We start from the raw sequence: 24,898 nt of genomic DNA, 5'->3' as shown, positions 1-24,898 counted from the left end.
TAAAAAGCCAGACAATGTCTGGCTTTTTGCTTAGGTTAATGCCCATACCCTAAGGTTTCTATTTTTTCGATTTTCTGATCGGCGGCATAAATACGCCGCATCAATCTTGACGGGCCAAAATCATAGATCCATTCAGTATACTCAATCGGTAACTTGCTCGGATCGACGACGATATCGCCCGCGGAGTTTCGATAAGTCGCCGGTTGGCTGTATTCTTTGGCTTCGCTGGGATGACCACACTTTTCTAATACTATGTCCAGAGGATCGCCAACGCTAATAACGAATTACTTACAGCGCATGGAATCTGTAGCTAAGGCGGGTAAACTCGCCGTCCAGAGGGCTAACAACACATAATACTTCATCAGTTTGTCCTCGCGGTGATTCAAGTCTCTCAAATCAATTTGGGTTGCTCTTATCTATAACACTTTGTTTAGCTCAGACAAACTCTCCAATTGGTGGTGAGCAATTATCCATTTGGCCTCGCCGCGTTGCTCTAGCGCAGGGATAGCAACAGTTTGCATATTGGCGGCGCGGGCCGCAATCAGGCCATTGAAAGAGTCTTCGATGGCAAGGCAATAACGTGGATCGACCCCTAGAGCGGTCGCACAATTGAGATAAACCTCGGGATGTGGTTTGCCATAGGTGAGCGCCTCTGCTGATTCTACTGCCATAAATTGGCTCTTGAGCTTAAGTCTTGCCAGCACTGCGTCAATCAAAGCTGTTGGTGATGAGGTCGCTAAGCCTATTTTTAATCCTTTGGCTTGGCAGTATGCTATTGCTTGCTGAACGCCAGGCATAGGTTCACCGGTTTGCCGAATTTCTTCAGCAACTTTGTCAACTATGGCTTTGCTGACCTTAGTATTGTCGTAATCGGCCCAAGGCGCCTTGTGATACCAATAATCGACACATTGGTCGATACGCAGCCCCGTGGTTTGCTGAATCGTTTCGATAGTGACAGGGACGCCGAGTGCGGATAAAACATCGTATTCAATACGTTGCCACAGGGGTTCTGAATCAATTAACACGCCATCCATATCAAAAATAACGGCTTGAATACTAAGGGATGTCATTACTACTCCAAAGGATGGGAATGATAACTAAGCGTTATGCTCTGGGAGCTTGAGTGTATGTTTAAGGCTCGCCATCTTCAAAGCCTAAATACACAAAGTTGAGAAATATTTTTGGTGGAAAGGAATTGGTGTGCAAAAAAATAATCGTTCGATTTTAAATTGATTAACTTATGTTAACTCTTTGTAGCTTATGATTTTTTGTCTGTTTTCAAACTATTGTCTAATTTCGCTTGTTTTATTATTCCCGTAAGTTTGTTTATGCCGCCGGGTTTAGCCCTTATTTCGCCTTTCGCTGAGTGTGACCTGATTCATACTTTTGCAAAGCTGTAGTATACTGCTGGCCGGAAATACGGGTCGATCATGTCGGACTGTCAGCTTCAATAAAGAAGACGTGCAGTTTCGTTGTTAGAGCGCCAAACAAAGAGGAATGTTGCCGTGCTAGAAGCATATCGTAAACACGTCGCAGAACGTGCTGCAGAGGGCGTAGTCCCTAAGCCATTAGATGCACATCAAGTGGCTGAACTGGTTAAATTGGTTCAAACCCCACCCGCAGGTGAAGAGGCTTTTATCCTTGACCTGCTCGAAAATCGAATTCCCCCCGGTGTTGATGAAGCGGCTTATGTGAAAGCGGCCTTCTTAGATGCGGTTGCCAAAGGCTCTGTGACTTCACCAATCCTATCTGCTGAGCGTGCTACCGAGTTATTAGGCACTATGCAAGGTGGCTATAACATTGAACCTCTGATCGCGCAGTTGGATAATCCAACCCTCGCACCATTGGCCGTTAAAGCCCTAGCTCATACCCTACTGATGTTTGACTCTTTCCACGATGTGGTTGAGAAAATGGAAGCAGGTAATGAGTTTGCTAAGCAAGTGGTTGAAGCTTGGGCGAATGCAGACTGGTACTTAAGCCGTCCAAAATTAGCGGACAAAGTGACCCTGACAGTATTTAAAGTCTCTGGTGAAACCAACACCGATGACTTGTCTCCAGCGCCCGATGCTTGGTCACGTCCTGATATCCCATTGCACGCGTTAGCGATGCTGAAAAACGCCCGCGACGGTATCGAGCCTGATGTACCTGGTAGCGTAGGTCCAATCAAGAAATTAGACGAACTGAAAACCAAAGGTTTCCCATTGGTGTACGTGGGTGACGTTGTGGGTACGGGTTCATCGCGTAAGTCAGCGACTAACTCAGTGCTGTGGTTTATGGGCGATGATATTCCATTCGTCCCTAACAAACGTGCTGGTGGTTTCTGTTTAGGCGGTAAAATTGCGCCGATTTTCTTCAACACGATGGAAGATGCGGGCGCCCTGCCAATTGAGCTTGACGTGAGCAAAATGGAAATGGGCGATGTTATCGACATTTACCCCTATGCTGGCATTGTTAAGCGCCACGGCAGCGATGAAGTCATTTCTGAGTTCAGCTTAAAAACAGAAGTCTTGTTAGACGAAGTCCGTGCGGGTGGCCGTATTCCACTGATCATTGGTCGCGGCTTAACTGACAAGGCTCGTGAAGTATTAGGCTTACCTGCATCTGACGTATTCGTACGTCCACAGGATGTCGCCGATACAGGTAAAGGTTACACGCTGGCGCAGAAGATGGTCGGTAAAGCATGCGGCGTAGCTGGTGTGCGTCCTGGCCAATACTGCGAACCTAAGATGACGTCTGTGGGCTCACAGGATACTACAGGTCCTATGACCCGCGACGAGCTAAAAGATTTAGCTTGTTTAGGTTTCAGTGCCGATTTGACGATGCAGTCATTTTGCCACACAGCGGCCTATCCAAAGCCAGTTGATGTGAACACACATCATACGCTGCCAGACTTCATTATGAACCGTGGTGGTGTATCACTGCGCCCAGGTGACGGTGTTATCCACTCATGGTTAAACCGTATGCTGCTACCAGATACAGTCGGTACTGGTGGTGACTCACATACGCGTTTCCCTATCGGCATTTCATTCCCAGCAGGTTCTGGCTTAGTGGCGTTTGCTGCCGCGACCGGCGTTATGCCGCTCGACATGCCTGAATCCGTATTAGTGCGCTTCAAGGGCCAAATGCAACCGGGTATCACACTGCGTGATCTGGTGCATGCTATCCCGCTTAAAGCCATTGAGCTCGGGATGCTGACCGTTGAGAAGAAAGGTAAAGTGAACATCTTCTCTGGTCGTGTACTGGAAATCGAAGGCTTAGAATCCCTGAAAGTTGAACAGGCATTCGAACTGTCTGATGCATCAGCAGAACGCTCTGCAGCGGGTTGTACTATCAAGTTAGACAAAGAGCCTATCATCGAATACCTGAACTCGAACATCACTATGCTGAAGTGGATGATCGCCGAAGGCTACGGTGATCGCCGTACGATAGAGCGTCGTATCAAAGGCATGCAAGAGTGGTTAGCGAATCCTGAGCTGATGAGCGCCGATAAAGATGCCGAGTATGCTGCAGTAATCGAAATCGATCTGAACGAGATCAAAGAGCCAATCCTGTGTGCGCCTAACGATCCAGACGATGCAGTATTACTGTCATCTGTTGCGCAAACGAAGATTGACGAAGTGTTTGTCGGTTCTTGTATGACTAACATTGGTCACTTCCGTGCGACTGGTAAGATGTTAGACAAGTTCGCTAAGACATTGCCAACGCGTCTGTGGATTGCGCCACCGACTAAGATGGACAGAGATCAACTGACCGAAGAAGGCTATTACGCGATTTTTGGTCGCGTCGGTGCGCGTATCGAGATCCCTGGCTGTTCACTGTGTATGGGTAACCAAGCACGTGTGGCCGAAGGTGCAACCGTGGTGTCGACTTCTACCCGTAACTTCCCTAACCGTTTAGGTACAGGCGCGAATGTTTACTTAGCTTCTGCGGAATTAGCGGCAGTTGCAGCGCTATTGGGTCGTCTGCCAACGGTTGAAGAATACCAAGAATACGCGAAAGAGTTGGATGCTACGGCGGCTGACACTTACCGTTACTTGAACTTCGACCAAATCGATTCTTACACGAAAAAAGCAGCGGAAGTGATCTTCCAGACTGCAGTGTAATCAATTGATATAAAATAAAAAAGCCAGCTTACGCTGGCTTTTTTATTGTCTGAAAAAGAGCATTCGTTGTGGGATGAATTATACCTGTTGGGTTTGCTCTGAATGCTTGTTATACAGGACCTCAAGGAGTTCATCCTCAAGTTCAAAACGGGTTTCCATGGTATGGGCAAGGTCAGATAAGTCTTTATCGAGTTGATATAAGACATGATCATCCTGAGCTTCGGCATATTTATCATTAAAATCTAATGCCGCACTTGTGGTAGGAGTAATTTTTGGTAGAACTTGTTGCGCTAAAGTTTTACTCGATGCACCAAATTTTTCACAGGCGGTAACGACTTGGTCGTACACTTCAAAATGGCCTTCAGAAACATAATCCACTAACAGATCACAGAAGGACTTAACATGCTCTAAAGAGGGGAGAGATTTTTCGGATTTGCCGTAGGGCGGTAGGCCAGCAATCTGACAATAATGCACTAGTAGTTTGCGGCGATTTTCTAGCCATTGATCTATAAGCTTATTTGAACCGCCCCACTTTCGTTCTGCCTTTTCAAGTTTTCTCAGCATGATGCATTCCATTTAGCTGCTAGCACATGATCCTAATGTAGGGATAAGTCTGGATTCGATCAACCCTTTTTATTGGCTTTTGCGATAAAGAACCAAATGAACAAACAGGCTGTTTTGTATGAAAAAATAGAAATAAAAAGCCCAACGATAGAAAGCTATCGTTGGGCGAGTAAAGTATATAGCAGGCTCGATGCGACGAGCTTCTTGATTGTTCTTGCTAGCGCAGACTTTTTATACCAAAGGCAGGGAACTGGCGCAACTTTTTTCTGTCTGACTGTGACTTCTGGTTTGATTATTAAACAGTATGTTATCTGGCTAACATTTTGGATTGAACTGGCTAAATGGACGTCAATGATGGGGATTAGCTCACATAAATTAGCTCATATTGGTTACATTATTCGCGTAAATGCTAAACTACCGGCCCAGCGGATCTCAATAAGTCTAGGAATCAAGCCAAATGGCAGAATTAAAGAATGATCGTTATTTACGCGCCCTACTAAAACAGCCTGTCGATATGACCCCCGTTTGGATGATGCGTCAAGCTGGCCGTTATCTCCCTGAATATAAAGCGACTCGCGCACAAGCGGGTGACTTTATGTCTCTATGTAAAAACCACGAATTAGCTTGTGAAGTGACTTTGCAGCCATTGCGCCGTTATGAACTTGATGCTGCTATTCTATTTTCCGATATTCTGACAGTGCCTGATGCTATGGGCTTAGGTCTGTATTTTGAGGCGGGTGAAGGTCCACGTTTTGAGCGCCCCACAGACACTATCGATGCGATTAAAAAGCTTTCAATCCCAGATCCTGAGGATGAACTCGGTTATGTGATGAAGGCTGTGAGCACGATTCGCCGTGAGTTAAATGGTGCCGTGCCATTAATTGGTTTCTCTGGTTCACCTTGGACGCTTGCGACTTATATGGTGGAAGGTGGTTCAAGCAAAACCTTCGAAAAAATCAAGAAGATGGCCTACGCCGAGCCTGCTGCATTGCATATGTTGCTTGATAAGTTAGCTGATTCTGTAATTTTGTATTTGAATGCTCAAGTGGCTAACGGTGCCCAGTCATTAATGATTTTTGACTCATGGGGTGGTGCGTTATCGCACACGGCTTATCGTGAATTCTCATTGCGCTATATGCAGAAAATTGTTGATGGCCTGACTCGTTTCGCCGATGGTCGCCAAGTCCCTGTCACACTATTCACTAAGGGTGGCGGTCTATGGTTAGAAGCCATGGCAGAAACCGGTTGTGATGCTTTAGGCTTAGATTGGACAGTTGATATTGCCGATGCTCGTCGCCGTGTCGGTCATAAAGTGGCACTGCAAGGCAATATGGATCCATCCATGTTATATGCGCCAATTCCACGTATCGAAGAAGAAGTGAGCCAAATCTTAGCGGGTTACGGTGAAGGAACTGGCCATGTGTTCAACTTAGGGCATGGTATCCATCAACATGTGGATCCTGAACATGCTGGTGCTTTTATTAAAGCTGTACATGCACAATCAAAACAATACCATAAGTAATAAGTTGTGTTCTGTAACAGGCCCATAATGGGCCTGTTTTTTTTGTCTACTCTTTAAGATAAATTGATAATAGTGCTAGTGTTGAGTTAAGCCAGTTGGGAACAGATAGTCAGAATTAAGTTTTTACTGTGTTTATTTAATGAATTAATGCGTTAAATCAAAAGGGTAAAATAGAATTAATTGCATGCTATTGCTTACTTTAGCAACGGATAAAGCTAAGTGATGTTTAATACTATTCGTAAATGGGATATGTTGCATGGCACAGTGAAGGATAGTGCGAAGCCCTTAGTCTTAATAAGCCGTGGTAAAAGATGCACATTGGCAAGAAAATACTGATATTTATAGTGGGCTTTTGTCTTCCAGCGGTGGTTTTAGTCTCCTATTGTTTAGGTAGTTGGTATGACCATCGTGTAGAGTTATTACGTCAAGACAGTGCTAACCGTGAACTTGCTAATATCCAGCAGCAATTCCAAATCGATGTTGATCGTTTGGGCTTTCTCACCAATATCTATGCGTTACCTTTATCGCAGCTAGACAATACTCAGCTTAAAGATCTCGAATCCTCTTGGCACGCTAGTTCAATGTCTGCCAATCTCAGTTGGTATATCTTACGCCAGGGGGAGCTACAGACCTTCTTTCCTAATGAGCGAGCCTTTCCAAATGATAACCTACGGGAAATTGCGACAGCGGTGACTGAGGCCGATGATCAAAGAGTCGAAGGGGCATATTTAATTGGTAATCAGGCTTATGTTGTTACAGCGGTAAAATCTGCTCCCAATCAGTATGTGTTACTTGTGCGCCATTTGGCAGATAACGATTTGCTTGAATATGCTCAGGCATTGTTAGTGTCAAAGGTGTCTATGAGTCACGCAGCTTCGGTGCTCCCAACGATAGAAGGGGTTCACCGTGAGGTGATTGAAGTTCCCAGTTTATTAAAAAACACCCCCATTTATCTGCAAGTTCAATTTTCCGATGGGCCTTTTCGAGAGGTGAGATTTAAACTCGATTGGGTATCGATGGGTTTTATTCTGCTTGGCGTCTTTATTGTTGGTTTAGGTTATATCTGGTTACGAAGAGGTTTGCTCAAACCTTTTAAGAATCTGATGCAACAATTGGCGTTAATCGATCCTATGGCGAGCGTTTATCAGCCTGTAACTGCAGACGGTAATGAAGAATTAGAAGTGCTGGCTAGTCGAGTGAATAGTTTATTAGCGAGGATTTATCAGCAAAAAGAACGAGCTAAAATCACTTTAGAATCGATTGCCGAAGCGGTCATTTTAACCGATGTGGACGCCAGAGTCATTTATATGAATCCTCGGGCAGAATCACTTTTGAATATGGCAAGTTGTTATGCGATTAATCAGACACTTGCTAGTTTATTAAAAGCAGGAGAACAGTTAAATCAGGCTGTATTTACCTGTATTCGTCTCGGAGAGACTGCGCCACAGGTCGAGAAAATCAAGTTATTAACCGCTACACCTCGGATTATGGAGCGCAGTATCAGTAATCTACGCAATCACGATAAAGAAATCGTCGGCACCGTAGTGATATTACGCGATATTACTCAAGAAGAGTTACTGAAGCGCCAGTTACAAAAAAGAGCCGATTTTGACAGTATTACTTTACTGCTTAACCGTCAGGCCTTCGATGAGCGACTGCTGAGTTTTGCTGACAACGCCAAAACCATTGCCGTATGTTATCTCGATTTAGAGCAATTCAAGCTCATCAATGACAGTTGTGGCCATGCGGCAGGGGATCGCATGTTGGCCATGGTTGCTAAAGTGATGCAAGCCTGCCTTGGTCCACAGGAGTTATTGGGGCGGATTGGTGGGGATGAGTTCGGTTTAGTGATTTGTAATCGCAGTGCTTTATCTGTGGTGCAGTTGTTAAAGCAGATCAGTGCTCAAGTCTCATTACAAGTGCTAAATGATAAAAACTGCAATTATAAAGTTGGCTTAAGTATCGGTGTCGCCTTTGGTCGTGCACCTTATATCAATGCCCAAGAGTTATTGAAAGATGCTGATATTGCCTGTCTTGCCGCTAAAGCGAAGGGGGCGAATCAAATCCATATTTATGATGATAAAGATAAAGAGCTCACCTACCAACGAAATGCACCCAAGTGGGCGGTAAGGATTGCTCGAGCGATTGAAGAAAATGAACTTATTTTGTACTACCAACCTATTAGAGGCTTAGGAACGGGTCCACAACGGCAACGGATGGAGATCCTACTGCGAATACAGGAACCCTGTGGTCGCATTTTAGCCCCTGCACAGTTTATTGCTGCCGCAGAGCGATTTAAGCTGATGCCAGAAATAGATAAAGAAGTGATCCGAAAGGCTTTTTTATGGTTGTCTTTGCATCCAGTCCTGTGGCCGGATCATTGTATTTCAATCAACCTTTCAGGCAATAGCCTTGGTGCTGAAGGGATGGTGGAATATATTGCCCAACAGCAAAGGGTATTTGATATTCCAAGCCAATGTATTTGTTTTGAAATTACCGAAACTACGGCGATTCAAAATCGAAACCGCGGCATGGAAATGCTCAAACAGTTACGAAAACTCGGTTTTTCATTCGCGTTGGATGACTTTGGTAGTGGTTTTGCCTCCTACGGCTACTTGCGTGAACTCCCTGTGGATTATGTGAAAATCGATGGTTGTTTTATCAAAAACTTAGCCGTAAACGCTAAAGATTACGCCATTGTTAAATCGATTCAGGATGTTTGCCGTGTGATGGGTATCGAAACCGTTGCCGAGTTCGTTGAGAATCAAGATATTATTGATAGATTGCAAACTATAGGGATTAATTATGCTCAGGGATATGCGATAGGACGACCGCAGCCCCTAAGTCTGTATCGTGAACAATATGAGATGGGTTTAGCACAACGTGCATGAAGGATTGCGCTTTTAGTATGAATATGGCAGTTTATTAGATTGCTAAGTTAACATTTTCGCAACAATTGGAAGTGATATGGATGGACTCACTGGCAAGGTCGTGATTATCACAGGGGCCTCCGAAGGTATTGGTCGAGCACTCGCTGTTGCATTGGCTCGTATTGGTTGTCATCTTGTACTCAGTGCGCGCAACGAAATACGTCTTGCCTCGCTTGCCTTAGAAATTGCCAATTATGGCCCAGCTCCCTTTGTCTTTGCCGCTGATGTCGCTAGCCAAGAACAATGCGAAGCGTTAATCACTGCCTCCATAGCCCATTATGGGCACCTTGATATCTTGATCAATAATGCAGGTATGACCATGTGGTCACGCTTCGATGAACTAACCCAACTCTCTGTTCTTGAAGATATTATGCGAGTGAATTACCTTGGTCCGGTTTACTTAACCCATGCTGCCTTACCCTATTTAAAGTCTCGTCAAGGTCAAATAGTTGTAGTCGCGTCTTTGGCTGGTTTGACGGGCGTTCCCACTCGTAGCGGTTATGCTGCCTCTAAACATGCTGTGATTGGTTTTTTCGATTCTTTACGGATTGAATTAGCGGATGATAACGTCGCTGTGACGGTAATTTGTCCTGATTTTGTTGTGTCAGAAATTCACAAACGTGCGCTTGATGGTAAAGGTAAACCCTTAGGCAAATCCCCCATGCAAGAATCAAAAATTCTCTCCGCGCAGCAATGTGCTGAAATGATGCTGCCTGTGATTACCGCCCGAGATCGATTGTTGATCACATCCTTACGTGGCCGTGTTGGCCGTGTTGGCCGTTGGCTTAAGCTGATAGCCCCAGGGGTAATCGATAAAATTGCCCGTAAGGCTATCGCTTCTGGGCGTTAGTACCTATTTATCGCGGTTATTAAGGTGCTGGACTATGGCTTGTTCAGCCTCACTTTGCGTTGCCTTTTCCCCATTGATATCGATAGCTGCAGTTGCCTTATGGCCTGTCATATCTTCTGCAATATGTAACCAGTCAGGGTGCCAGTAGTAACTCATACCTTCGAGAGTCTGCCAGTTATGCACACCGGATTTTTCACCTTGATAAATCAGATCTTTTATCGAAAAACTCATATATTAACCCCATTATTTTGATTCTAAGAGAAACAATAGTTTAGATACTGCGCGCCATCCGCTTCTATGAGTGTGCTCTGGTTCACATTTGGGTGAAAATTAAACGGCTCACAGCCATCATTTGGAGATAAAAAAGCCGACATATACAGTCGGCTCTCATTCAGCGCTAAAGTCGATTAACTGCTAGCCCTGCTGTTCACGGGCAATGGCGCGGTAGCCAATATCGGTGCGGAAATACACATCATCCCAGTGGATTTCATCGACCAATTGATAGGCCGCTTTTTGTGCTTCGGTGACTGTATTACCCAATGCTGTTGCACATAATACGCGGCCGCCATTAGTGACTACATGGCCGTCTTTCATCTCAGTACCCGCATGGAATACCTTGCCGTTGTTATCGCCAAGGCTTAAACCGTCGATCACATCGCCTTTGCGATACTCATCGGGATAACCGCCTGCGGCTAATACCACCCCCACGGCCGCCCGCTCGTCGTATTCGGCAGTCACTTTATCGAGTTCGCCACGGGTGGCGGCTAAACAGAGTTCCACTAAATCAGACTTTAAGCGCATCATAATCGGCTGAGTTTCGGGATCGCCGAAGCGGCAGTTGTACTCGAGCACTTTGGCGCTGCCATCGGGCGCTATCATCAAACCCGCATACAGGAAGCCTGTGTAGACATTGCCTTCAGCCGCCATACCATCAACCGTTGGGCGAATAACGTTCGCCACAGTCCAGTCGTGTACCGCTTGGGTCACCACAGGGGCTGGTGAGTATGCGCCCATGCCGCCGGTATTTGGACCATGGTCGGCATTATCGCGGGCCTTATGATCTTGGCTGGTGGCCATTGGCAGAATATTCTTGCCATCGACCATCACGATAAAGCTAGCTTCTTCGCCCTTGAGAAACTCTTCAATCACTACGCGCGAACCCGCTTCGCCAAACTTGTTGCCGGCGAGCATGTCATCGATAGCGGCATCGGCTTCGGCTTGGTCTTGCGCGATAATCACGCCTTTGCCCGCGGCTAAGCCGTCGGCTTTGATGACGACAGGGTAGCCAGTGGTGGCGGTTAATTCACGCACGAAGGCTTTGGCATCGCTGATCTCAGTGCAGTTTTTATAACCCGCCGTTGGAATATTGTGGCGGGCTAAAAAGTCTTTAGTGAAAGCTTTTGAACCTTCAAGCTGCGCTGCCGCCTTAGTTGGGCCAAAAATCGCTAAACCTGCGGCGTTGAAGGCATCGACGACACCGATAACGAGCGGCGCTTCAGGGCCGACTATGGTCAGTTCAATCTGATTAGTTTTGGCAAAATCGAGCAGGGCAGGGATGTCGGTGGCGCTGATGGCCAGATTCTCTACATTAGGTTCTAGGGCTGTACCCGCATTGCCCGGTGCTACATAAACGGTATCAACTTGAGCCGATTGAGCGGCTTTCCAAGCTAGGGCATGTTCGCGGCCGCCGCCACCAATAACTAATACTTTCATTGTAAAGCTCCCATGAATCGAAATGGATAAGGCCCTAGAATCTAGGACCTAGAATCTACTGATTAGTGACGGAAGTGGCGCATGCCTGTCATCACCATGGCCATGCCGTGCTCGTCTGCAGCAGCGATGATTTCAGCATCGCGCATTGAGCCACCCGGTTGAATGATGCAGCTAATGCCTGCCGCCGCAGCGGCATCGATACCGTCGCGGAAGGGGAAGAAGGCATCGGAGGCCATCACTGAGTTGACCACTTCTAGCCCTTCATCGGCGGCCTTGATGCCGGCGATTTTAGCGCTGTAAACGCGGCTCATTTGGCCAGCGCCGACACCGATAGTCATGCCGTCTTTGGCATAAACGATGGCGTTAGATTTAACGAACTTCGCCACTTTCCAGCAGAACATTAAGTCTTTCAGTTCACTCTCTGTGGGTTGACGCTTAGTCACGACTTTAATGTCGTCTAAGCCAACCATGCCTTGGTCGCGATCTTGCACTAACAAGCCGCCGTTAACGCGTTTGTAGTCTAAGGTTTGGGTCTTAGTATTCCATTGACCACATTCTAATAAACGCACGTTGGTCTTTTTCGCAACCACATCGCGCGCCGCTTGGCTCACGCTTGGGGCGATAATCACTTCAACGAATTGACGCTCAACGATCGCACTGGCCGTCGCGGCATCTAACTCACCGTTGAAAGCGATAATGCCACCGAAGGCTGAGGTTGGGTCAGTTTGATAGGCGCGGTTGTAGGCGTCCAGCAGGTCTTTACCGAGTGCGACACCACAAGGGTTAGCGTGTTTAACGATAACGCAGGCGGGCTCACTGAACTCTTTTACACACTCAAGGGCCGCATCAGTATCGGCAATGTTGTTGTAAGACAAGGCTTTGCCTTGCAACTGAATCGCGGTAGCCACAGAAGCTTCATCAATTTTAGTGTCAACATAGAAAGCCGCTTTTTGATGGCTGTTTTCGCCATAGCGTAAATCTTGTTTCTTCACTAATTGAGTGTTGAAGGTGCGTGGGAACTTTGAGCCCTCAACGGATAGGGAGTCTTCGAAACATTCGTCCGTGCTGTGGGCTGGAACCCTATGCATTGGAACCATAGTACCGAAGTAGTTGGCGATCATACCATCGTAACCCGCAGTGTGCTCAAAGGCGGCAATCGCTAAATCAAAACGCGTCGCATGGGTGGTGCTGCCATGGTTAGCCGTCATTTCAGCCAGAACGCGTGAGTAATCGGCCGCATTCACCACGATAGTCACATCTTTATGGTTTTTCGCCGCCGCGCGCACCATAGTTGGACCGCCAATATCGATATTTTCGATAGCGTCTTCTAAGGTACAACCAGCTTTAGCCACAGTTTCAGCGAAGGGATAAAGGTTAACCGCAACCAGATCGATGGCATTGATATTGTTGTCGGCCATCACGCTTTCATCAAGACCGCGGCGCGCTAAAATGCCGCCGTGCACTTTAGGGTGCAGCGTCTTAACGCGACCGTCCATGATCTCAGGGTGTCCTGTGTAATCAGATACTTCGATAACAGGCACGCCGTTATCCGCTAACAGGCGAGCGGTGCCGCCAGTCGATAACAGTTCCACACCTTGGGCGTGAAGTGCTTTGGCGAACTCGAGAATTCCGGTTTTATCTGAAACGCTTAACAGCGCGCGACGAATGGGTCTGGCATTATTTGCAGCAGTCATTTGGGTACAGGGTCCAGTTATTTTAGTTTCAAGGATCTTTCGGAAAACAGAACAGCCTTAGTGCTGTACCGCTTTCCAAAAGCCCCTTGGTCCTATTTGCGTTATTCGCTAACTTTTTATCCCTTCATCACGGCGCGCGTATTCTACCGTAAAACGGCATTTACGGGTGTTTTTTCTGCGTGATTTCACAATATTCATATCAGAACAAAGTGGAGTGGTTTCTGAGTGCGGTATAAATTAAAAATACCCCTTGACCTTGGAGTAGGCTCCAAGGTTTATACTCGCACTATTGATTTGTATGCTGCAAACTCTTCTTGAGTAGGGGGAGCTTTCGCAAAGGATGAAGACATGTATCGTATTGGTGAACTGGCAGATTTGTGCGCGGTGAAAGCCGACACCTTGAGATTCTACGAGAAGCACGGCCTACTCGCGCCTTCGAGCCGCACTGAGTCTGGTTATCGCGTGTATACCGAGGCAGATGCTGCGCGGCTTCGTTTTATCCTGCGGGCGAAGGCTGTGGGTTTTACCTTGAGTGAAATTAGCGAGCTGTTGTCTATCGATCTTGACAAGTCCAACTGGGCTTGTGCCGATGTAAAAGGCATGGTCGACCTCAAGTTGGCGCAGGTGCAGGTTAAGATTGCAGAGTTACTGCATTTTCAAACCAGTTTGCAGAGCCTGTCGGATGCCTGCTGTGGCGGGCCGCGTAGCGCCGAACACTGTTCGATTTTAGAAGCGCTGGAGTCGAGTACCGAGCGAGTACGCGTTGAGCATGATCATGGTGCAGATTGCACCACAACCCTAGAAAAGTCAGGGAATTAATTATGTTACTGAAGAATTTTATCGATCTGTTTTTAGACTCTGCGCCTTGGTTGTTACTGGGCTTGATTTTGGCGGGGTTATTAAAAGTATTTGTGCCTATGGCGTGGATGCAAAAACAGCTCGGCGGACATGGTTTTAAAACCGTGGTAAAGGCAGCGTTATTGGGCGCGCCTTTACCTCTGTGTTCCTGCGGCGTTATCCCCGCGGCTGTCGGGTTGCGCCGCTCAGGGGCATCTAAGGCGGCAACGACTTCCTTTTTAGTATCCACCCCTGAAACGGGCGTCGATTCGGTGACCGTTTCCTACGTGTTACTCGGCCCTTTTATGGCGATAGTGCGCCCAATTGCGGCGATCACTAGTGCTATTGTCGCGGGTTTATTGGTTGGCCGTGATGATGACGATGGCAAGTTAGTGGTTAAGGTAGAAACTCAATCAGATAAGCCATTAGAGGGTGTGGCGTCTTGCTGCGCCTCAAAATCAGTGGCTCAGCCAGAGATGGTACAAGCCGAAGCGGTTAAAAGCTGCTGCTCATCGACTACGCCTGCGATAACGCCCGTAAAGTCTTCCTGCTGTGGTAATGACGGTGTTGATGCACCTGCAGCCGAGCCAAAGCCGAAGATCAAAATGACGCCTATGGCGGCGCCGAGCTTAATGGCGGGTTCTTCAAGTGTTATGGCTGTTGGCGGTCAAACCATGGGATCTGTTCAGACTATGGGTTCTGTGGTCAAGGTTAACGCTGCTAAAGCAAAAAGCGCGGGTTCATGCTGTGGCAGCCAAACCACAGAGTCTGAAAAAATAGTCGTAGTGAAAAAAGGCGCCTGCTGCGGCAGTGCAAGCGCGCAAACGAATGACAAGCCTGATGGCGAAAGCTGCTGCGCATCAACCCAAGATATGGCGACTGAGTTGAAGTCTGAATCGGTATTAAGCCGTGTCGGTATTGGCCTTAAATATGCAGCAACGGATTTAGTGCGTGATACCACATTATGGTTATTAGTGGGTTTGTTTTTTGCGGCTTTGGTACAAACCTATGTGCCCGCCGACTTTTTAGCGAAATGGGGCGATGGTATTCTGGCGATGCTGGTGATGGTGTTGGTTTCCGTGCCTATGTACATTTGTGCCACTGCATCGACACCGATTGCTGCTGGATTATTACTGGCTGGCGTGTCACCGGGCGCAGTTTTAGTGTTTATGATGGCGGGCCCCGCAACCAATATTGCGACTTTGGGGGTGGTTGGTAAAGAGCTTGGTAAACGTGCGCTGTGGGGATATCTTGGCGGCGTACTTGGCGTGGCTCTAGTTGCGGGTATGTTAGTCAATTATCTGGTTGATACTTTTGGCTTTGTGGTGATGCCGCAAATTGGTGAAGAACATCAGATGTTGCCTGAGTGGGTGGTTGCCATATCGGGAATAGTCCTTGCATTGTTAATGGCTAAAGTCGTATTTGAGAAAATTCCCCGTAGTTGGCTACGTCGCAGCGATTGCTGTTCTTAATCTGAATCATATTATCCTTTAACATCAGCGCTTAATTTTCCGCTGATAATAAAAAATCCCCAGTGTTATTGCTAACACTGGGGATTTTTTTATGGGTTTGATTTGCCAACTTACTGGTATTAGTTGGCTTTCTTGGCGTCGATAAACGGCAGTGTACCGGTCGGCAGCATAGTGGTTGGCAGCTTGCCGTCCCACTTTTCCGCCTTGGTCAGTTCAACTAAGTTTTGATTCTGTGCCAGTGCTTCGGCGCGGCTTTTAATGGCAGAGGCTTCGGCATCACCTTTTATGCGGATACTTTCCGCTTCGGCTTTAGCGCGAGCTAATTGTGAGTCGGCTTCGGCCTGTGCTTGAGTCACAGCAATTTGCGCGCTCACGCGCTCTTTTTCAAGATTCTGTAGCTGAGTTTGTACTTCTACTTCAGCGCGCATCCTGTCTTCAACGGATTTTTCATAGGCATTTGAAAAATCGATATTCTCAATCTGTACTGAGGTGATTTCTACTGGGCCTTTGACCGAATTAGTGATGGCATTGGTGACATCAATACCAAACTTTATCCGTTCCTGTACCACTGAGATTGCGGTGTATTTACCAAAAATATTTTCCACTTGGGTAGGTACTTGGCGATCAAGCAAACGTGCAACCATGGCATCGATACTTTTGAAGTTAGCGTACACTTCTTCTACTTTGTCTGGTGGGACGCTAAAGGTCACGGATGCATTCAGTGTCGCAGGTTGTTGATCGCGACTATAGGCCTGTAGTGAGGTATAGCTAGTGGTATGGGTTTGAGTCGATATTTTGACCACAGTATCAATGAGTGGAATTTTAAATCCTAGTCCAGGCTCTGCGGTACCAATAATTTTACCGTTGCGAAGCACCACACCTCGTTCACCCTGATCGACTGTGTACCAACTCCCGAATAATGAGATAAATAGGATTAACAGAATAAGGATAGGAATTATTTTGGTGAGATTTATAGTACTAGGTAAGTTCAGTTCATTTTTAATCATTTAGCTTCCTTTGCTTGTAAGTGATGTATTTAGCTTAATATTCCAATGAATTTGTTCCAATGGGTATTTATTGGCGCAAACTAAGGTTTTTTTGATATTTCCGAATGATTATGCTTTTGCAAGAAAATGTAACTTAAAGGTGTATTTGTAGCAATAATCTCGTTACAAAACGGTTTAATGTGATGGCAATTACAGAGTCATCTCTTAAAGTGTAAATGGTATTGCGAATTGTTATCAATAAAGTTAGTATCGCGCGGATTAAATAGATTTACCCATGAATTTCATCATGTTAGTACTTACTTATCTAAGCCAATGGCTGTCTATCTAGTCAATCACATTGGTTTATTTGACAGTGGTCTAATGTGGGGGTTGTCAGTCGCAAGTTTTTTAAGGAATTAATCGCGTGTTGCAGCTTATTTTAGTGTTGGCTAGTGTGCTTGCCTGTTTACTGTTTTATCTGAGTAATAAGCAACAAGCACTTCTAAATCAATCTCTCCCGAAGCGCCCTTGGCGTTATTTGGCCTATACTGTATCGCTTAGCTGTCTTGTGGGGTGGTTGAGTTTGTTTACCTTAAGTTCTGCAATTTTCACTTGGTTGGCTCTGTTTATATTACTGATGGGTTTAGTGCCATTTTTATCATTGATTTTGAATAGGAAATAGGAAATGGCTCGCTTAAGTGACTCGGAAAAATTACAGCCTGATTGGTGGACTAAAACCCTAGCAGGATTGATCTTAGGATTTACCTTAGCGTTAGGTTTAGTCGGTCTGTTTGCATGGTTTGGCCCTGGTGGTATCGATGCCGCCGTGAAAGTGCAATTCAATATGTGGCTGATCTCTCCTATATGGTTATTGATTGTTAGTTTTAGCTTTTTATTTAGAACCGGTTGGCGGGCTGTTGGGTATTTAGGCCTATTTAACATTCTGGTTTATGTAACTTTGTATAGTTTTAGGTGATCAGGATGAAAGTACGTAGTGATGTGTTACGGATCTATCAATCCATCCATACTTGGACAGGGATTATTGCTGGAATAGTGTTGTTTATCGGTTTTTATGCTGGTGCTCTCACTATGTTTAAGGGGGCGATTGAGGCTTGGTCTACGCCTCCAGCATTGACTTTACCTCAGGTTCCCACTGAAAAACTGGATGATTTAGTCACTCAAGTGCTAGCCCGAGATGATAAGGCTAAGACAGGGTTCCGCCTGAGTTTACATGATGAACATCAATCGCCTATGACGTGGTATCAGCAAGGCTCTGAACGTGAGCTAAGCATGAGTAACCAAATTTGGCATGCCAGTTTAGATGAACAAGGGCAATTGTTGACCCAATTGAGTACCCCAAGCGAGTTAGCGGAACTTGTTGACCAATTGCACCGTACAGCAGGCATTGCGGGTGAGGTTGGTCATGACCAGGCGGGTGTCTATGTACTTGGTGTCGCGGCATTTTTGTATTTCTTGGCATTAGTTTCTGGTGTGATCTTTCTTTTACCTAGCCTGACTAAAACCTTTTTTGCGCTGCGTAAAAACAAGGGCGAAAACCGCTTTTGGCTCGATGTGCATAATCTTATCGGTATCACGAGCTTACCTTTTCACTTAGTGATCAGTTTAACTGTGATTGTGTTTGCTTTTCACGATCAGCTTTATGATGGTTTAAAACACTTAGTCTATGGAGATAAGCCCCTATTTGCGATACCTGCACCTGACCGTACTCTCTATTCTTTGACCGAGTTACCGCGTATTGAAACTGTGCTAACGAAAGTTAAGCAACTCGCACCCGAATACCAAGTCAATGAAATGAGCTATATGAATCTGGATAATCCCCGTGCCACTTTACGCTTAGGTTTGTACAACCCTAACGGCTTTATGCGTGGACCAGTGACTGATTACCTCTATATGCATCCTTACACCCTGACAGTATCCAATAGTACTTTTGATCCGAGCGAAGAGGGGATTTGGTCGCGGACTGTGGCAGTCTTTTTTGGATTACATTTTGGTAGTTTTGGTGGTGATCTTGGGCGCTGGGTATATTTCTTTTTAGGCTTAAGTGGGGCATTTTTGTTTTATAGCGGTAATTTACTTTGGCTTGAAAAGCGCCGTAAAAAACAAGCCGCTGAGCAGTCCCGTGCGAGTCGGTTGATGGCAAGTGCTACCGTTGGGATTTGTTTAGGATCGGTCGCTGCGCTCGCGGTCAGCATGCTGCTGGGTAAATGGGTTTATTCCTATTTTAGTAATATCAATTATGTTTATTTATCAGCCTATTATTCGGTTTTTGTACTTTTGGTTGCTTATGCTTTTTGGCGGGGTGCTGCACGGGCTGCGCTACTTATTTTGCCGCTCTGTGCTATTGCTACATTCGCGATGCCATTCACTTCGTTATTGGCATTTGTATTTCCACAACTGGGTCTATGGGCGCCTTATTCCATGGCAACGCTAGGTGTTGATTTAGTCGCTTTAGCCTTTAGTGCTGTGTTCTTTTATGGTTATCGATTAACTCGTCAACGTGCGTTGCATGGCCCTCAGGATAGTGTTTGGGCATTACCTGTTAAGCAATCTTTAGTTGAAAGTGAGCTTAGTCAACAAGCACCGTAATTAAATCGGTATAGGAGAGGGGCTCGTATGATGCGAGCCCCAAGCAACATTATATTCGTAAGGAAGTTAAAAACATTATAGGGAGGAAAAACGGGGTTTAGTGTTTATAACCAATTGAGCAAAAAGGTAACTACTGGTTAGAACGCAACATATGCCCAAATAAATGAGTAAACCATACTCCATTTGTCCAAAGCCGCTGGCAGCTAATGGGCCTATCACAGAACCTATTGAATAACTCAGCAGCATCACTTGAGTCGCTGAAACGATCTGGCTTGCTGGCAAGTCATCACAAGCTAAACTGATCGCAATAGGGTAAAGGGCAAATGCACTGGCACCAAGCAGTAGAAACCCAATGATTAAACTCATATTTGAATACTGAGTCAGCAGAAATAATGCGGCGGTGCCCAGCAGACAAAAGCCCATTATCAAGCCACTTTTATTGACTCGAGGCGATAAATAACTCACTAAGGGTTGTACTAGCATCCCGCCTAGGATGATGAGGGCCATAAATAGCCCTGTTTGTCGATCAAGTGCCATATCTATTGCTACATAGATAGGTAGTAAACCATAGATAGGGCCGAGTAATAATCCGGAAACTAAACATCCCACAATGGCAGGTTGGCTTAAATTTTTTAGTCCAGACAGTGACATAGACTGTTGCTCACTTGCGATAGGTTGCCCTCGTTTGACCAGCAATGCGGGTAAACTGGCTGCCGCTAATAATCCTATGATGACTAAATAGGGGAGATTCCCTGCCGTACCTAAATAATCTATAGCTAATTGCCCTATGGCTGTGCCGCCATAGAGTGCCGTCATATAAAGTCCGAGCCGTTTAGCGCGTTGCTTTTGGGTATCAGCCATTAAGAGCCATGATTCAACAACGACAAACACCCCCGCTACGGCAAACCCAGCCACGAGTCGAGAGGCCAACCAGACGCCACTTTGAGGTATTAAGATCATAGCGACAACGCTGCAAAGCAGGATATTCAAAAAAAGGATAAAGGCTTTACTGTGGCCGATACGGGCGACAATGGGAGCAATGCAAGGTGCCCCCAACAACAAACCCAAATAAAAAATACTGGCAAGTAATGGGGCAAGTGAAGTATTGAGCTCAAAAAAGGTGAGCGACAATGGGATCAAACTCATCAAATACCCAGATGCCAATGCAAACAAACTTAAACCTGCCACAGGGACAAATAAGCTGTTCTTTTGGGTTGATTGGTTTAAAACAATATTTTCCACTAAATGCACCAAAGACAACTGACAGTGTTTAAGGTCGCGACTTTAGGATTTATTCTTATCAGGGTAAAGTGAGTTAGATTAACTGTGTTGGTCAATAATATTTGTGTTTACTATTCATATAGATATTGAGGGTTTGATGTTATTTTTTTGAAATAATGCTGTATTGATAGTCCGTTTTTTCAACTGAGAAGCCGTTTTTAGTGCATGATCAGCAGTATTCCCATTCAATTTAACGCCAAACTTGGTTTAGTGGACAATAACTCCCCTACAACTTGTAAGTTGCCAGAAGGGATAATTAATTTCGTTGGTTATCACCTTGCTAAAAAATCAAGGTGTGATTAGTGTCACAGTTTAAAATATTTATTCAATTACAACACCCATAAGCATTTGCTCGATATTTATGCGTTTGAAAATTAAAAACACAACTTCAGATCAGTATTTGGTGATTTTTATCGCGCAAATGGCTTTTTTGCGATTTTTATCGACAAAGTTTGTTGTTTTGATGTGGTAAAGCTACAAAATAAAGCGCTTTGTCGTGTGTGATCTATGCCATAAATTTACACCCAAATGTAATGGTATTAAGGTTGTAACCATGTCTTTAACGCAATCAACTACAGTTCCACCAAATAAGACACCTGCAACAGCGGGGCTAGATAAGAAAAAAATGCTGATTTTAGCGATTGATATCATCCTATTATTTGCACTCTACTATGGTTTACCCTTCGAGCAAGGGGTCAATACTGGGCTAGCCATTCTGGTATTTGCGGCAGTTCTGTGGCTAACAGAAGCTATTCATATCAGCATTACAGCGATTTTAGTCCCTATACTTGCTGTGTTTTTTGGGGTATTTCAAACCCAAGAGGCCATGAGTAATTTTGCTAACCCTATTATTTATTTATTTTTTGGTGGTTTCGTGTTGGCCGCGGCTTTGCATCATCAAAAAATTGATACCTTAATCGCACAAAAGCTGTTGCTAGCCTCAAAGGGTAAACTCAGCATAGCTTGTTTGATGTTATTTGGTGTGACAGCATTATTATCTATGTGGATAAGTAACACTGCGACAGCAGCGATGATGTTACCGCTAGCCTTAGGGATTTTGCAGCAGTTAGATCGCGACAAATACCACAACACTTACGTATTTTTACTGCTTGGTATCGCTTACTCGGCCAACATCGGTGGAATTGGCACTTTGGTTGGTAGCCCTCCGAATGCGATTGCAGCCGCTCAGGCAGGGTTGAGTTTTAGTGATTGGTTAAAGTTTGGTATTCCAACCGTGATTCTGATGATGCCGATGATGTTGATTGCTTTGTACTGGTACTTTAAGCCAGATCTATCGGTAAAATGCGATCTTAATCTTGAAGATCAACAGCTCACTTTCCAAGGTAAATTTACCCTTCTTATCTTCCTTGCGACTGTATGTTGCTGGATTTTCAGTGTGCCTTTAGCCAAGGCGTTAGGGGGCATCTCTCAGTTTGATACCATAGTCGCCTTGGGAGCCGTTGTTTTACTCTCAGGCTTAGGGTTGGTTGGTTGGAAGAAGATTGAATCGACAACCGATTGGGGTGTATTAATTCTCTTTGGTGGCGGTTTAACCTTAAGTGCCGTGCTTAAAACCACGGGAACGAGTGTCTTTTTAGCGCACTGGATGACGGATATTTTTGGCAGCACCCATATGTCATTATTCGTTTTTGCGGTAATCGCTTTCGTGGTGATGTTAACGGAATTTGCCAGTAATACGGCGAGTGCTGCACTGTTAGTGCCTGTTTTTGCCGCTATTGCAGAGGCGTTAGGTGTATCCCCTGTGATGTTATCTGTCTTGATTGGTATCGCTGCTTCCTGTGCTTTTATGCTGCCTGTTGCGACGCCACCCAATGCTATCGTGTATGGCTCTGGTCATATTAAGCAATCAGAAATGGTGCGGGTGGGTATGATAATTAACTTTATCAGTATGGTTGTATTAGGGATTATCGCCCATACCTTCTGGGATGTATAACGTCGTTATCTAGTCTTATATGTACAATAAAATACCCAGCGCTTAGCTGGGTATTTTTATGGACGATATTTTATGGATATTAGCGATAACTTGTTAACCATTGATCGAAAGCCGATTTTGGCAAAGCCCCCGCTTGTTGGGCGAGTATATGCCCCTGCTTGAAAATCATTAAGGTTGGAATAGAGCGAATATTAAACTGAGCCGCGAGGGATTGTTGCTGTTCAGTATTAATTTTTCCGAACCGAAATTGAGGTTCCCACGTTTTAGCTGCCTCAGAAAATATGGGAGCAAAACTTTTACAGGGCCCACACCAGCTTGCCCAAAAATCGACAACAAGGGGAAGTTCAGATTTAGTGGCATGATTGGTAAAGTTTGCGCTAGTGAGTTCAATTGGTGCTGCTGTAAAGACACTGAGCTTACATTTACCGCAAGTCGGATGCTGGTTTAAGCGCTCATTGGGAACGCGGTTTAACGTATCGCAATGGGGGCAAGCAATAATCATGGCAAAGCTCCAAAATAAAACGTCTGTATGTTTCATATATTGGGCTAATGGGCGGATATTTAAAGGGGTGTTGATGTAATCACCAACCGTGTACTTGTGATGAAGGATGGCATGAGTGTGCATTTTCAGCCAAAATGCTGCAATAGCGCCGACAAGCGTGAGCGTCGATGATAAAATCCGGTGCCAAGTGACTATCGCGTAATCAATGAAATACGCAAAAGAAAAGAGAGCGAAAAAATGACGGAATTAGAAGTAATAGATCTAGTCGTTGGTGAGGGTAAAGAGGCAGTAAAAGGTGCACTGATCACCACACAATACCGCGGCTTTTTAGAAGATGGCACTCAATTTGATGCATCCTATGATCGTGGACAAGCATTTCAGTGTGTTATTGGTACTGGCCGTGTTATTAAAGGTTGGGATCAAGGTATTATGGGCATGAAAATTGGGGGAAAACGTAAGTTGTTAGTACCTGCCCACCTTGCCTATGGTGAGCGTCAAGTGGGGGCACATATCAAACCTCATTCAAATCTTATTTTTGAAATCGAATTGCTTGAGGTGCTAACGCGCGACTAAGACACCTGATTCATTAGTGTGGCAACGCTGATGGAAATTGCTACTTTTGTTGTACTCGCTTTCGATGTATTACTACAAAGAGTGTTTTACACTGAAATAGCATTTATCTCATCAGTGGATTTCCGCCTTCGCGGGAATGACGAATTAAGGAAAATATTCTCGTGGATTCGGATACCATAGCGTTAATTCAGCAACTTCAAGCAGAAATTGCTCAGCTAAAAAGCGAAAATGCCCATTTATCGGCATTGAATTATCGTGCAGAAGAAAAGCTATTTGCAGCGCTTGATGGTAATGGTTTGTGTCTCTGGGAGCAGCATATTCCAAGCGGAAATTTAACTATATTCAATATGCGCTGGGGGGAAATGCTCGGGTTTAGTCCAGAAGAGTTGGCTGCCCATGTTGATATCTGGAAAAGTAAATTACACCCAGAAGATAAAGCGTGGGTTATACAAGTCTTCGAAGATCACGTTAGCGGCAAGTCTGATTATTATCAGGCAGTGTACCGAATGTTGCATAAAGATGGCAGCGTCACTTGGGTCTCTGATCGTGGTCGAATTGTTGAGCGCTTAGCCGATGGTACACCACTGCGAATGATGGGCAGCCATATCGATATCACCCAAGAGAAACGCTATGAAATGGGGTTAGCGCAACTGGCCCACAGTGATCCATTAACCAATTTGTTGAATCGCCAAGCCATTACTAAAGCCTTTGATGAATTGTTATTGTCTGATGCTGGTGGAGCATTACTATTTATCGATCTTGATGGATTTAAAGCATTAAATGATCGCCATGGACATAAGTTTGGCGATAGCTTACTGATACATGTAGCGAATACCTTAGTGTTGCATGCTGGGGAGTATGCACAGATAGCAAGATTTGGTGGTGATGAGTTTGTGATCTTGCATCCTTCATCGGAGATTGCCTCTTTGACTCAACTTGCCCAATCATTGCTTGATGTTTATCGACAGCGTTTTCTGTTAGATGGGCTTGAAGTAGAGATCGGTCTGAGTATTGGTATCGATATTTTTGGAGATGGCGACAGTTTTACTGACAGTTGTGAGCGTGCAGATATGGCAATGTATGATGTTAAACGTCAAGGTAAGAATGGGTACTGTTTCTATAGGAAGATTATTTAGTAGAAATATTTTCTGGCTCGATTTTTTGTCAAGTTAAATTGTTAGATGCACTTTTTATATAATATTCTGTAATGTTATTAATATTATATTTTCGTATTGTTAATCCATCACTAAATCACCTAATAAAATGTTGTGACAATACATTATGTCTGGTGTAATTCCATGAGATAAAAA

21 protein-coding genes are annotated in these 24,898 nt (G+C 45.1%); 12 read left to right on the top strand and 9 right to left on the bottom strand.

Annotation, left to right across the window (positions count from 1 at the left end; translation table 11 throughout):
* Window positions 1–35: 35 nt before the first annotated feature.
* A complete protein-coding gene (locus tag MZ182_RS18090; RefSeq protein ID WP_264302501.1) occupies window positions 36–278 on the bottom strand; it encodes a DUF2845 domain-containing protein in 243 nt (80 codons plus the stop codon).
* 138 nt (window positions 279–416) lie between these two features.
* Window positions 417–1,070: a hexitol phosphatase HxpB gene (hxpB, locus tag MZ182_RS18085; RefSeq protein ID WP_011787916.1), complete on the bottom strand. Its 654-nt coding sequence runs from the start codon at window positions 1,068–1,070 to the stop codon at window positions 417–419.
* A gap of 435 nt (window positions 1,071–1,505) precedes the next feature.
* Between hxpB and acnB the strand changes: the two genes are divergently transcribed.
* Window positions 1,506–4,103, top strand: coding sequence for a bifunctional aconitate hydratase 2/2-methylisocitrate dehydratase (gene acnB, locus MZ182_RS18080; protein ID WP_248067549.1), 2,598 nt, complete (start codon window positions 1,506–1,508; stop codon window positions 4,101–4,103).
* A gap of 78 nt (window positions 4,104–4,181) precedes the next feature.
* Here the strand turns inward: acnB and MZ182_RS18075 are convergent, their stop codons facing one another.
* Window positions 4,182–4,667 carry an Rsd/AlgQ family anti-sigma factor gene (locus MZ182_RS18075; RefSeq protein WP_081429807.1) on the bottom strand — a complete coding sequence of 162 codons (486 nt, stop codon included), beginning with the start codon at window positions 4,665–4,667 and terminating at the stop codon, window positions 4,182–4,184.
* A gap of 96 nt (window positions 4,668–4,763) precedes the next feature.
* Here MZ182_RS18075 and MZ182_RS18070 point away from each other — a divergent pair, with 96 nt between their 5' ends.
* From MZ182_RS18070 to MZ182_RS18055, 4 genes are all read left to right on the top strand, one after another.
* Window positions 4,764–5,144 (top strand): hypothetical protein, encoded by a 381-nt coding sequence (locus MZ182_RS18070; protein WP_229781386.1) that lies wholly within the window; start codon window positions 4,764–4,766, stop codon window positions 5,142–5,144.
* A complete protein-coding gene (gene hemE, locus MZ182_RS18065; protein WP_011787920.1) occupies window positions 5,125–6,189 on the top strand; it encodes a uroporphyrinogen decarboxylase in 1,065 nt (354 codons plus the stop codon). The genes MZ182_RS18070 and hemE overlap by 20 nt, the downstream gene beginning before the upstream one ends.
* Before the next feature lie 311 nt (window positions 6,190–6,500).
* Window positions 6,501–9,080 carry a putative bifunctional diguanylate cyclase/phosphodiesterase gene (locus MZ182_RS18060; protein ID WP_248067550.1) on the top strand — a complete coding sequence of 860 codons (2,580 nt, stop codon included), beginning with the start codon at window positions 6,501–6,503 and terminating at the stop codon, window positions 9,078–9,080.
* A gap of 76 nt (window positions 9,081–9,156) precedes the next feature.
* Complete coding sequence (locus MZ182_RS18055; RefSeq protein WP_248067553.1) at window positions 9,157–9,969, top strand: SDR family oxidoreductase; 813 nt, start codon at window positions 9,157–9,159, stop codon at window positions 9,967–9,969.
* Window positions 9,970–9,972: 3 nt separating this feature from the next.
* Here the strand turns inward: MZ182_RS18055 and MZ182_RS18050 are convergent, their stop codons facing one another.
* From MZ182_RS18050 to purH, 3 genes are all read right to left on the bottom strand, one after another.
* Complete coding sequence (locus MZ182_RS18050; protein ID WP_011787923.1) at window positions 9,973–10,200, bottom strand: hypothetical protein; 228 nt, start codon at window positions 10,198–10,200, stop codon at window positions 9,973–9,975.
* 183 nt (window positions 10,201–10,383) lie between these two features.
* Window positions 10,384–11,682, bottom strand: a complete 1,299-nt coding sequence (gene purD / locus MZ182_RS18045; RefSeq protein WP_248067555.1) for a phosphoribosylamine--glycine ligase — start codon at window positions 11,680–11,682, stop codon at window positions 10,384–10,386.
* Between the two features lie 62 nt (window positions 11,683–11,744).
* Entirely contained in the window at window positions 11,745–13,376 is a 1,632-nt protein-coding gene (gene purH / locus MZ182_RS18040; protein ID WP_248067558.1) for a bifunctional phosphoribosylaminoimidazolecarboxamide formyltransferase/IMP cyclohydrolase, read from the bottom strand.
* A gap of 348 nt (window positions 13,377–13,724) precedes the next feature.
* On the opposite strand from purH, the gene zntR reads away from it, so the two are divergent.
* Entirely contained in the window at window positions 13,725–14,195 is a 471-nt protein-coding gene (gene zntR, locus MZ182_RS18035) for a Zn(2+)-responsive transcriptional regulator (protein WP_115016971.1), read from the top strand.
* A gap of 2 nt (window positions 14,196–14,197) precedes the next feature.
* Entirely contained in the window at window positions 14,198–15,685 is a 1,488-nt protein-coding gene (locus MZ182_RS18030) for an SO_0444 family Cu/Zn efflux transporter (protein ID WP_248067561.1), read from the top strand.
* Window positions 15,686–15,804: 119 nt separating this feature from the next.
* Here the strand turns inward: MZ182_RS18030 and MZ182_RS18025 are convergent, their stop codons facing one another.
* Window positions 15,805–16,692 (bottom strand): prohibitin family protein, encoded by an 888-nt coding sequence (locus tag MZ182_RS18025; protein ID WP_011787928.1) that lies wholly within the window; start codon window positions 16,690–16,692, stop codon window positions 15,805–15,807.
* Window positions 16,693–17,356: 664 nt separating this feature from the next.
* On the opposite strand from MZ182_RS18025, the gene MZ182_RS18020 reads away from it, so the two are divergent.
* On the top strand, window positions 17,357–17,647 hold the full coding sequence (locus tag MZ182_RS18020; protein WP_011787930.1) for a hypothetical protein: 291 nt from the start codon (window positions 17,357–17,359) through the stop codon (window positions 17,645–17,647).
* A 5-nt stretch (window positions 17,648–17,652) separates the two neighbouring features.
* Window positions 17,653–19,278 (top strand): PepSY-associated TM helix domain-containing protein, encoded by a 1,626-nt coding sequence (locus MZ182_RS18015; protein ID WP_248067564.1) that lies wholly within the window; start codon window positions 17,653–17,655, stop codon window positions 19,276–19,278.
* A 75-nt stretch (window positions 19,279–19,353) separates the two neighbouring features.
* Here the strand turns inward: MZ182_RS18015 and MZ182_RS18010 are convergent, their stop codons facing one another.
* Window positions 19,354–20,520 (bottom strand): MFS transporter, encoded by a 1,167-nt coding sequence (locus MZ182_RS18010; RefSeq protein ID WP_248067567.1) that lies wholly within the window; start codon window positions 20,518–20,520, stop codon window positions 19,354–19,356.
* A 592-nt stretch (window positions 20,521–21,112) separates the two neighbouring features.
* On the opposite strand from MZ182_RS18010, the gene MZ182_RS18005 reads away from it, so the two are divergent.
* Window positions 21,113–22,513: a DASS family sodium-coupled anion symporter gene (locus MZ182_RS18005; protein ID WP_248067570.1), complete on the top strand. Its 1,401-nt coding sequence runs from the start codon at window positions 21,113–21,115 to the stop codon at window positions 22,511–22,513.
* Between the two features lie 79 nt (window positions 22,514–22,592).
* Here MZ182_RS18005 and trxC read toward each other — a convergent pair whose 3' ends face one another.
* On the bottom strand, window positions 22,593–23,015 hold the full coding sequence (gene trxC / locus MZ182_RS18000; protein WP_115016973.1) for a thioredoxin TrxC: 423 nt from the start codon (window positions 23,013–23,015) through the stop codon (window positions 22,593–22,595).
* Between the two features lie 237 nt (window positions 23,016–23,252).
* Here trxC and MZ182_RS17995 point away from each other — a divergent pair, with 237 nt between their 5' ends.
* Both MZ182_RS17995 and MZ182_RS17990 read left to right on the top strand, forming a co-directional pair.
* Complete coding sequence (locus MZ182_RS17995) at window positions 23,253–23,588, top strand: FKBP-type peptidyl-prolyl cis-trans isomerase (protein ID WP_011920030.1); 336 nt, start codon at window positions 23,253–23,255, stop codon at window positions 23,586–23,588.
* Window positions 23,589–23,749: 161 nt separating this feature from the next.
* Window positions 23,750–24,724, top strand: a complete 975-nt coding sequence (locus tag MZ182_RS17990; protein WP_248067574.1) for a sensor domain-containing diguanylate cyclase — start codon at window positions 23,750–23,752, stop codon at window positions 24,722–24,724.
* Window positions 24,725–24,898: the final 174 nt, after the last annotated feature.

Source organism: Shewanella sp. JNE2 (assembly GCF_023159115.1).
Lineage (GTDB): Bacteria > Pseudomonadota > Gammaproteobacteria > Enterobacterales > Shewanellaceae > Shewanella > Shewanella putrefaciens.
This window is presented reverse-complemented; position numbering and strand designations above follow the sequence as displayed.

Bases quoted from the DNA above. Each gene is read 5' to 3' on its own strand.
- hxpB (WP_011787916.1), bottom strand. From the start codon at position 1,070: ATGACATCCCTTAGTATTCAAGCCGTTATTTTTGATATGGATGGCGTG.
- MZ182_RS18075 (WP_081429807.1), bottom strand. From the start codon at position 4,667: ATGCTGAGAAAACTTGAAAAGGCAGAACGAAAGTGGGGCGGTTCAAAT.
- MZ182_RS18070 (WP_229781386.1), top strand. From the start codon at position 4,764: ATGAACAAACAGGCTGTTTTGTATGAAAAAATAGAAATAAAAAGCCCA.
- hemE (WP_011787920.1), top strand. From the start codon at position 5,125: ATGGCAGAATTAAAGAATGATCGTTATTTACGCGCCCTACTAAAACAG.
- MZ182_RS18060 (WP_248067550.1), top strand. From the start codon at position 6,501: ATGCACATTGGCAAGAAAATACTGATATTTATAGTGGGCTTTTGTCTT.
- MZ182_RS18055 (WP_248067553.1), top strand. From the start codon at position 9,157: ATGGATGGACTCACTGGCAAGGTCGTGATTATCACAGGGGCCTCCGAA.
- MZ182_RS18050 (WP_011787923.1), bottom strand. From the start codon at position 10,200: ATGAGTTTTTCGATAAAAGATCTGATTTATCAAGGTGAAAAATCCGGT.
- purD (WP_248067555.1), bottom strand. From the start codon at position 11,682: ATGAAAGTATTAGTTATTGGTGGCGGCGGCCGCGAACATGCCCTAGCT.
- purH (WP_248067558.1), bottom strand. From the start codon at position 13,376: ATGACTGCTGCAAATAATGCCAGACCCATTCGTCGCGCGCTGTTAAGC.
- zntR (WP_115016971.1), top strand. From the start codon at position 13,725: ATGTATCGTATTGGTGAACTGGCAGATTTGTGCGCGGTGAAAGCCGAC.
- MZ182_RS18030 (WP_248067561.1), top strand. From the start codon at position 14,198: ATGTTACTGAAGAATTTTATCGATCTGTTTTTAGACTCTGCGCCTTGG.
- MZ182_RS18025 (WP_011787928.1), bottom strand. From the start codon at position 16,692: ATGATTAAAAATGAACTGAACTTACCTAGTACTATAAATCTCACCAAA.
- MZ182_RS18020 (WP_011787930.1), top strand. From the start codon at position 17,357: ATGGCTCGCTTAAGTGACTCGGAAAAATTACAGCCTGATTGGTGGACT.
- MZ182_RS18015 (WP_248067564.1), top strand. From the start codon at position 17,653: ATGAAAGTACGTAGTGATGTGTTACGGATCTATCAATCCATCCATACT.
- MZ182_RS18005 (WP_248067570.1), top strand. From the start codon at position 21,113: ATGTCTTTAACGCAATCAACTACAGTTCCACCAAATAAGACACCTGCA.
- trxC (WP_115016973.1), bottom strand. From the start codon at position 23,015: ATGATTATTGCTTGCCCCCATTGCGATACGTTAAACCGCGTTCCCAAT.
- MZ182_RS17995 (WP_011920030.1), top strand. From the start codon at position 23,253: ATGACGGAATTAGAAGTAATAGATCTAGTCGTTGGTGAGGGTAAAGAG.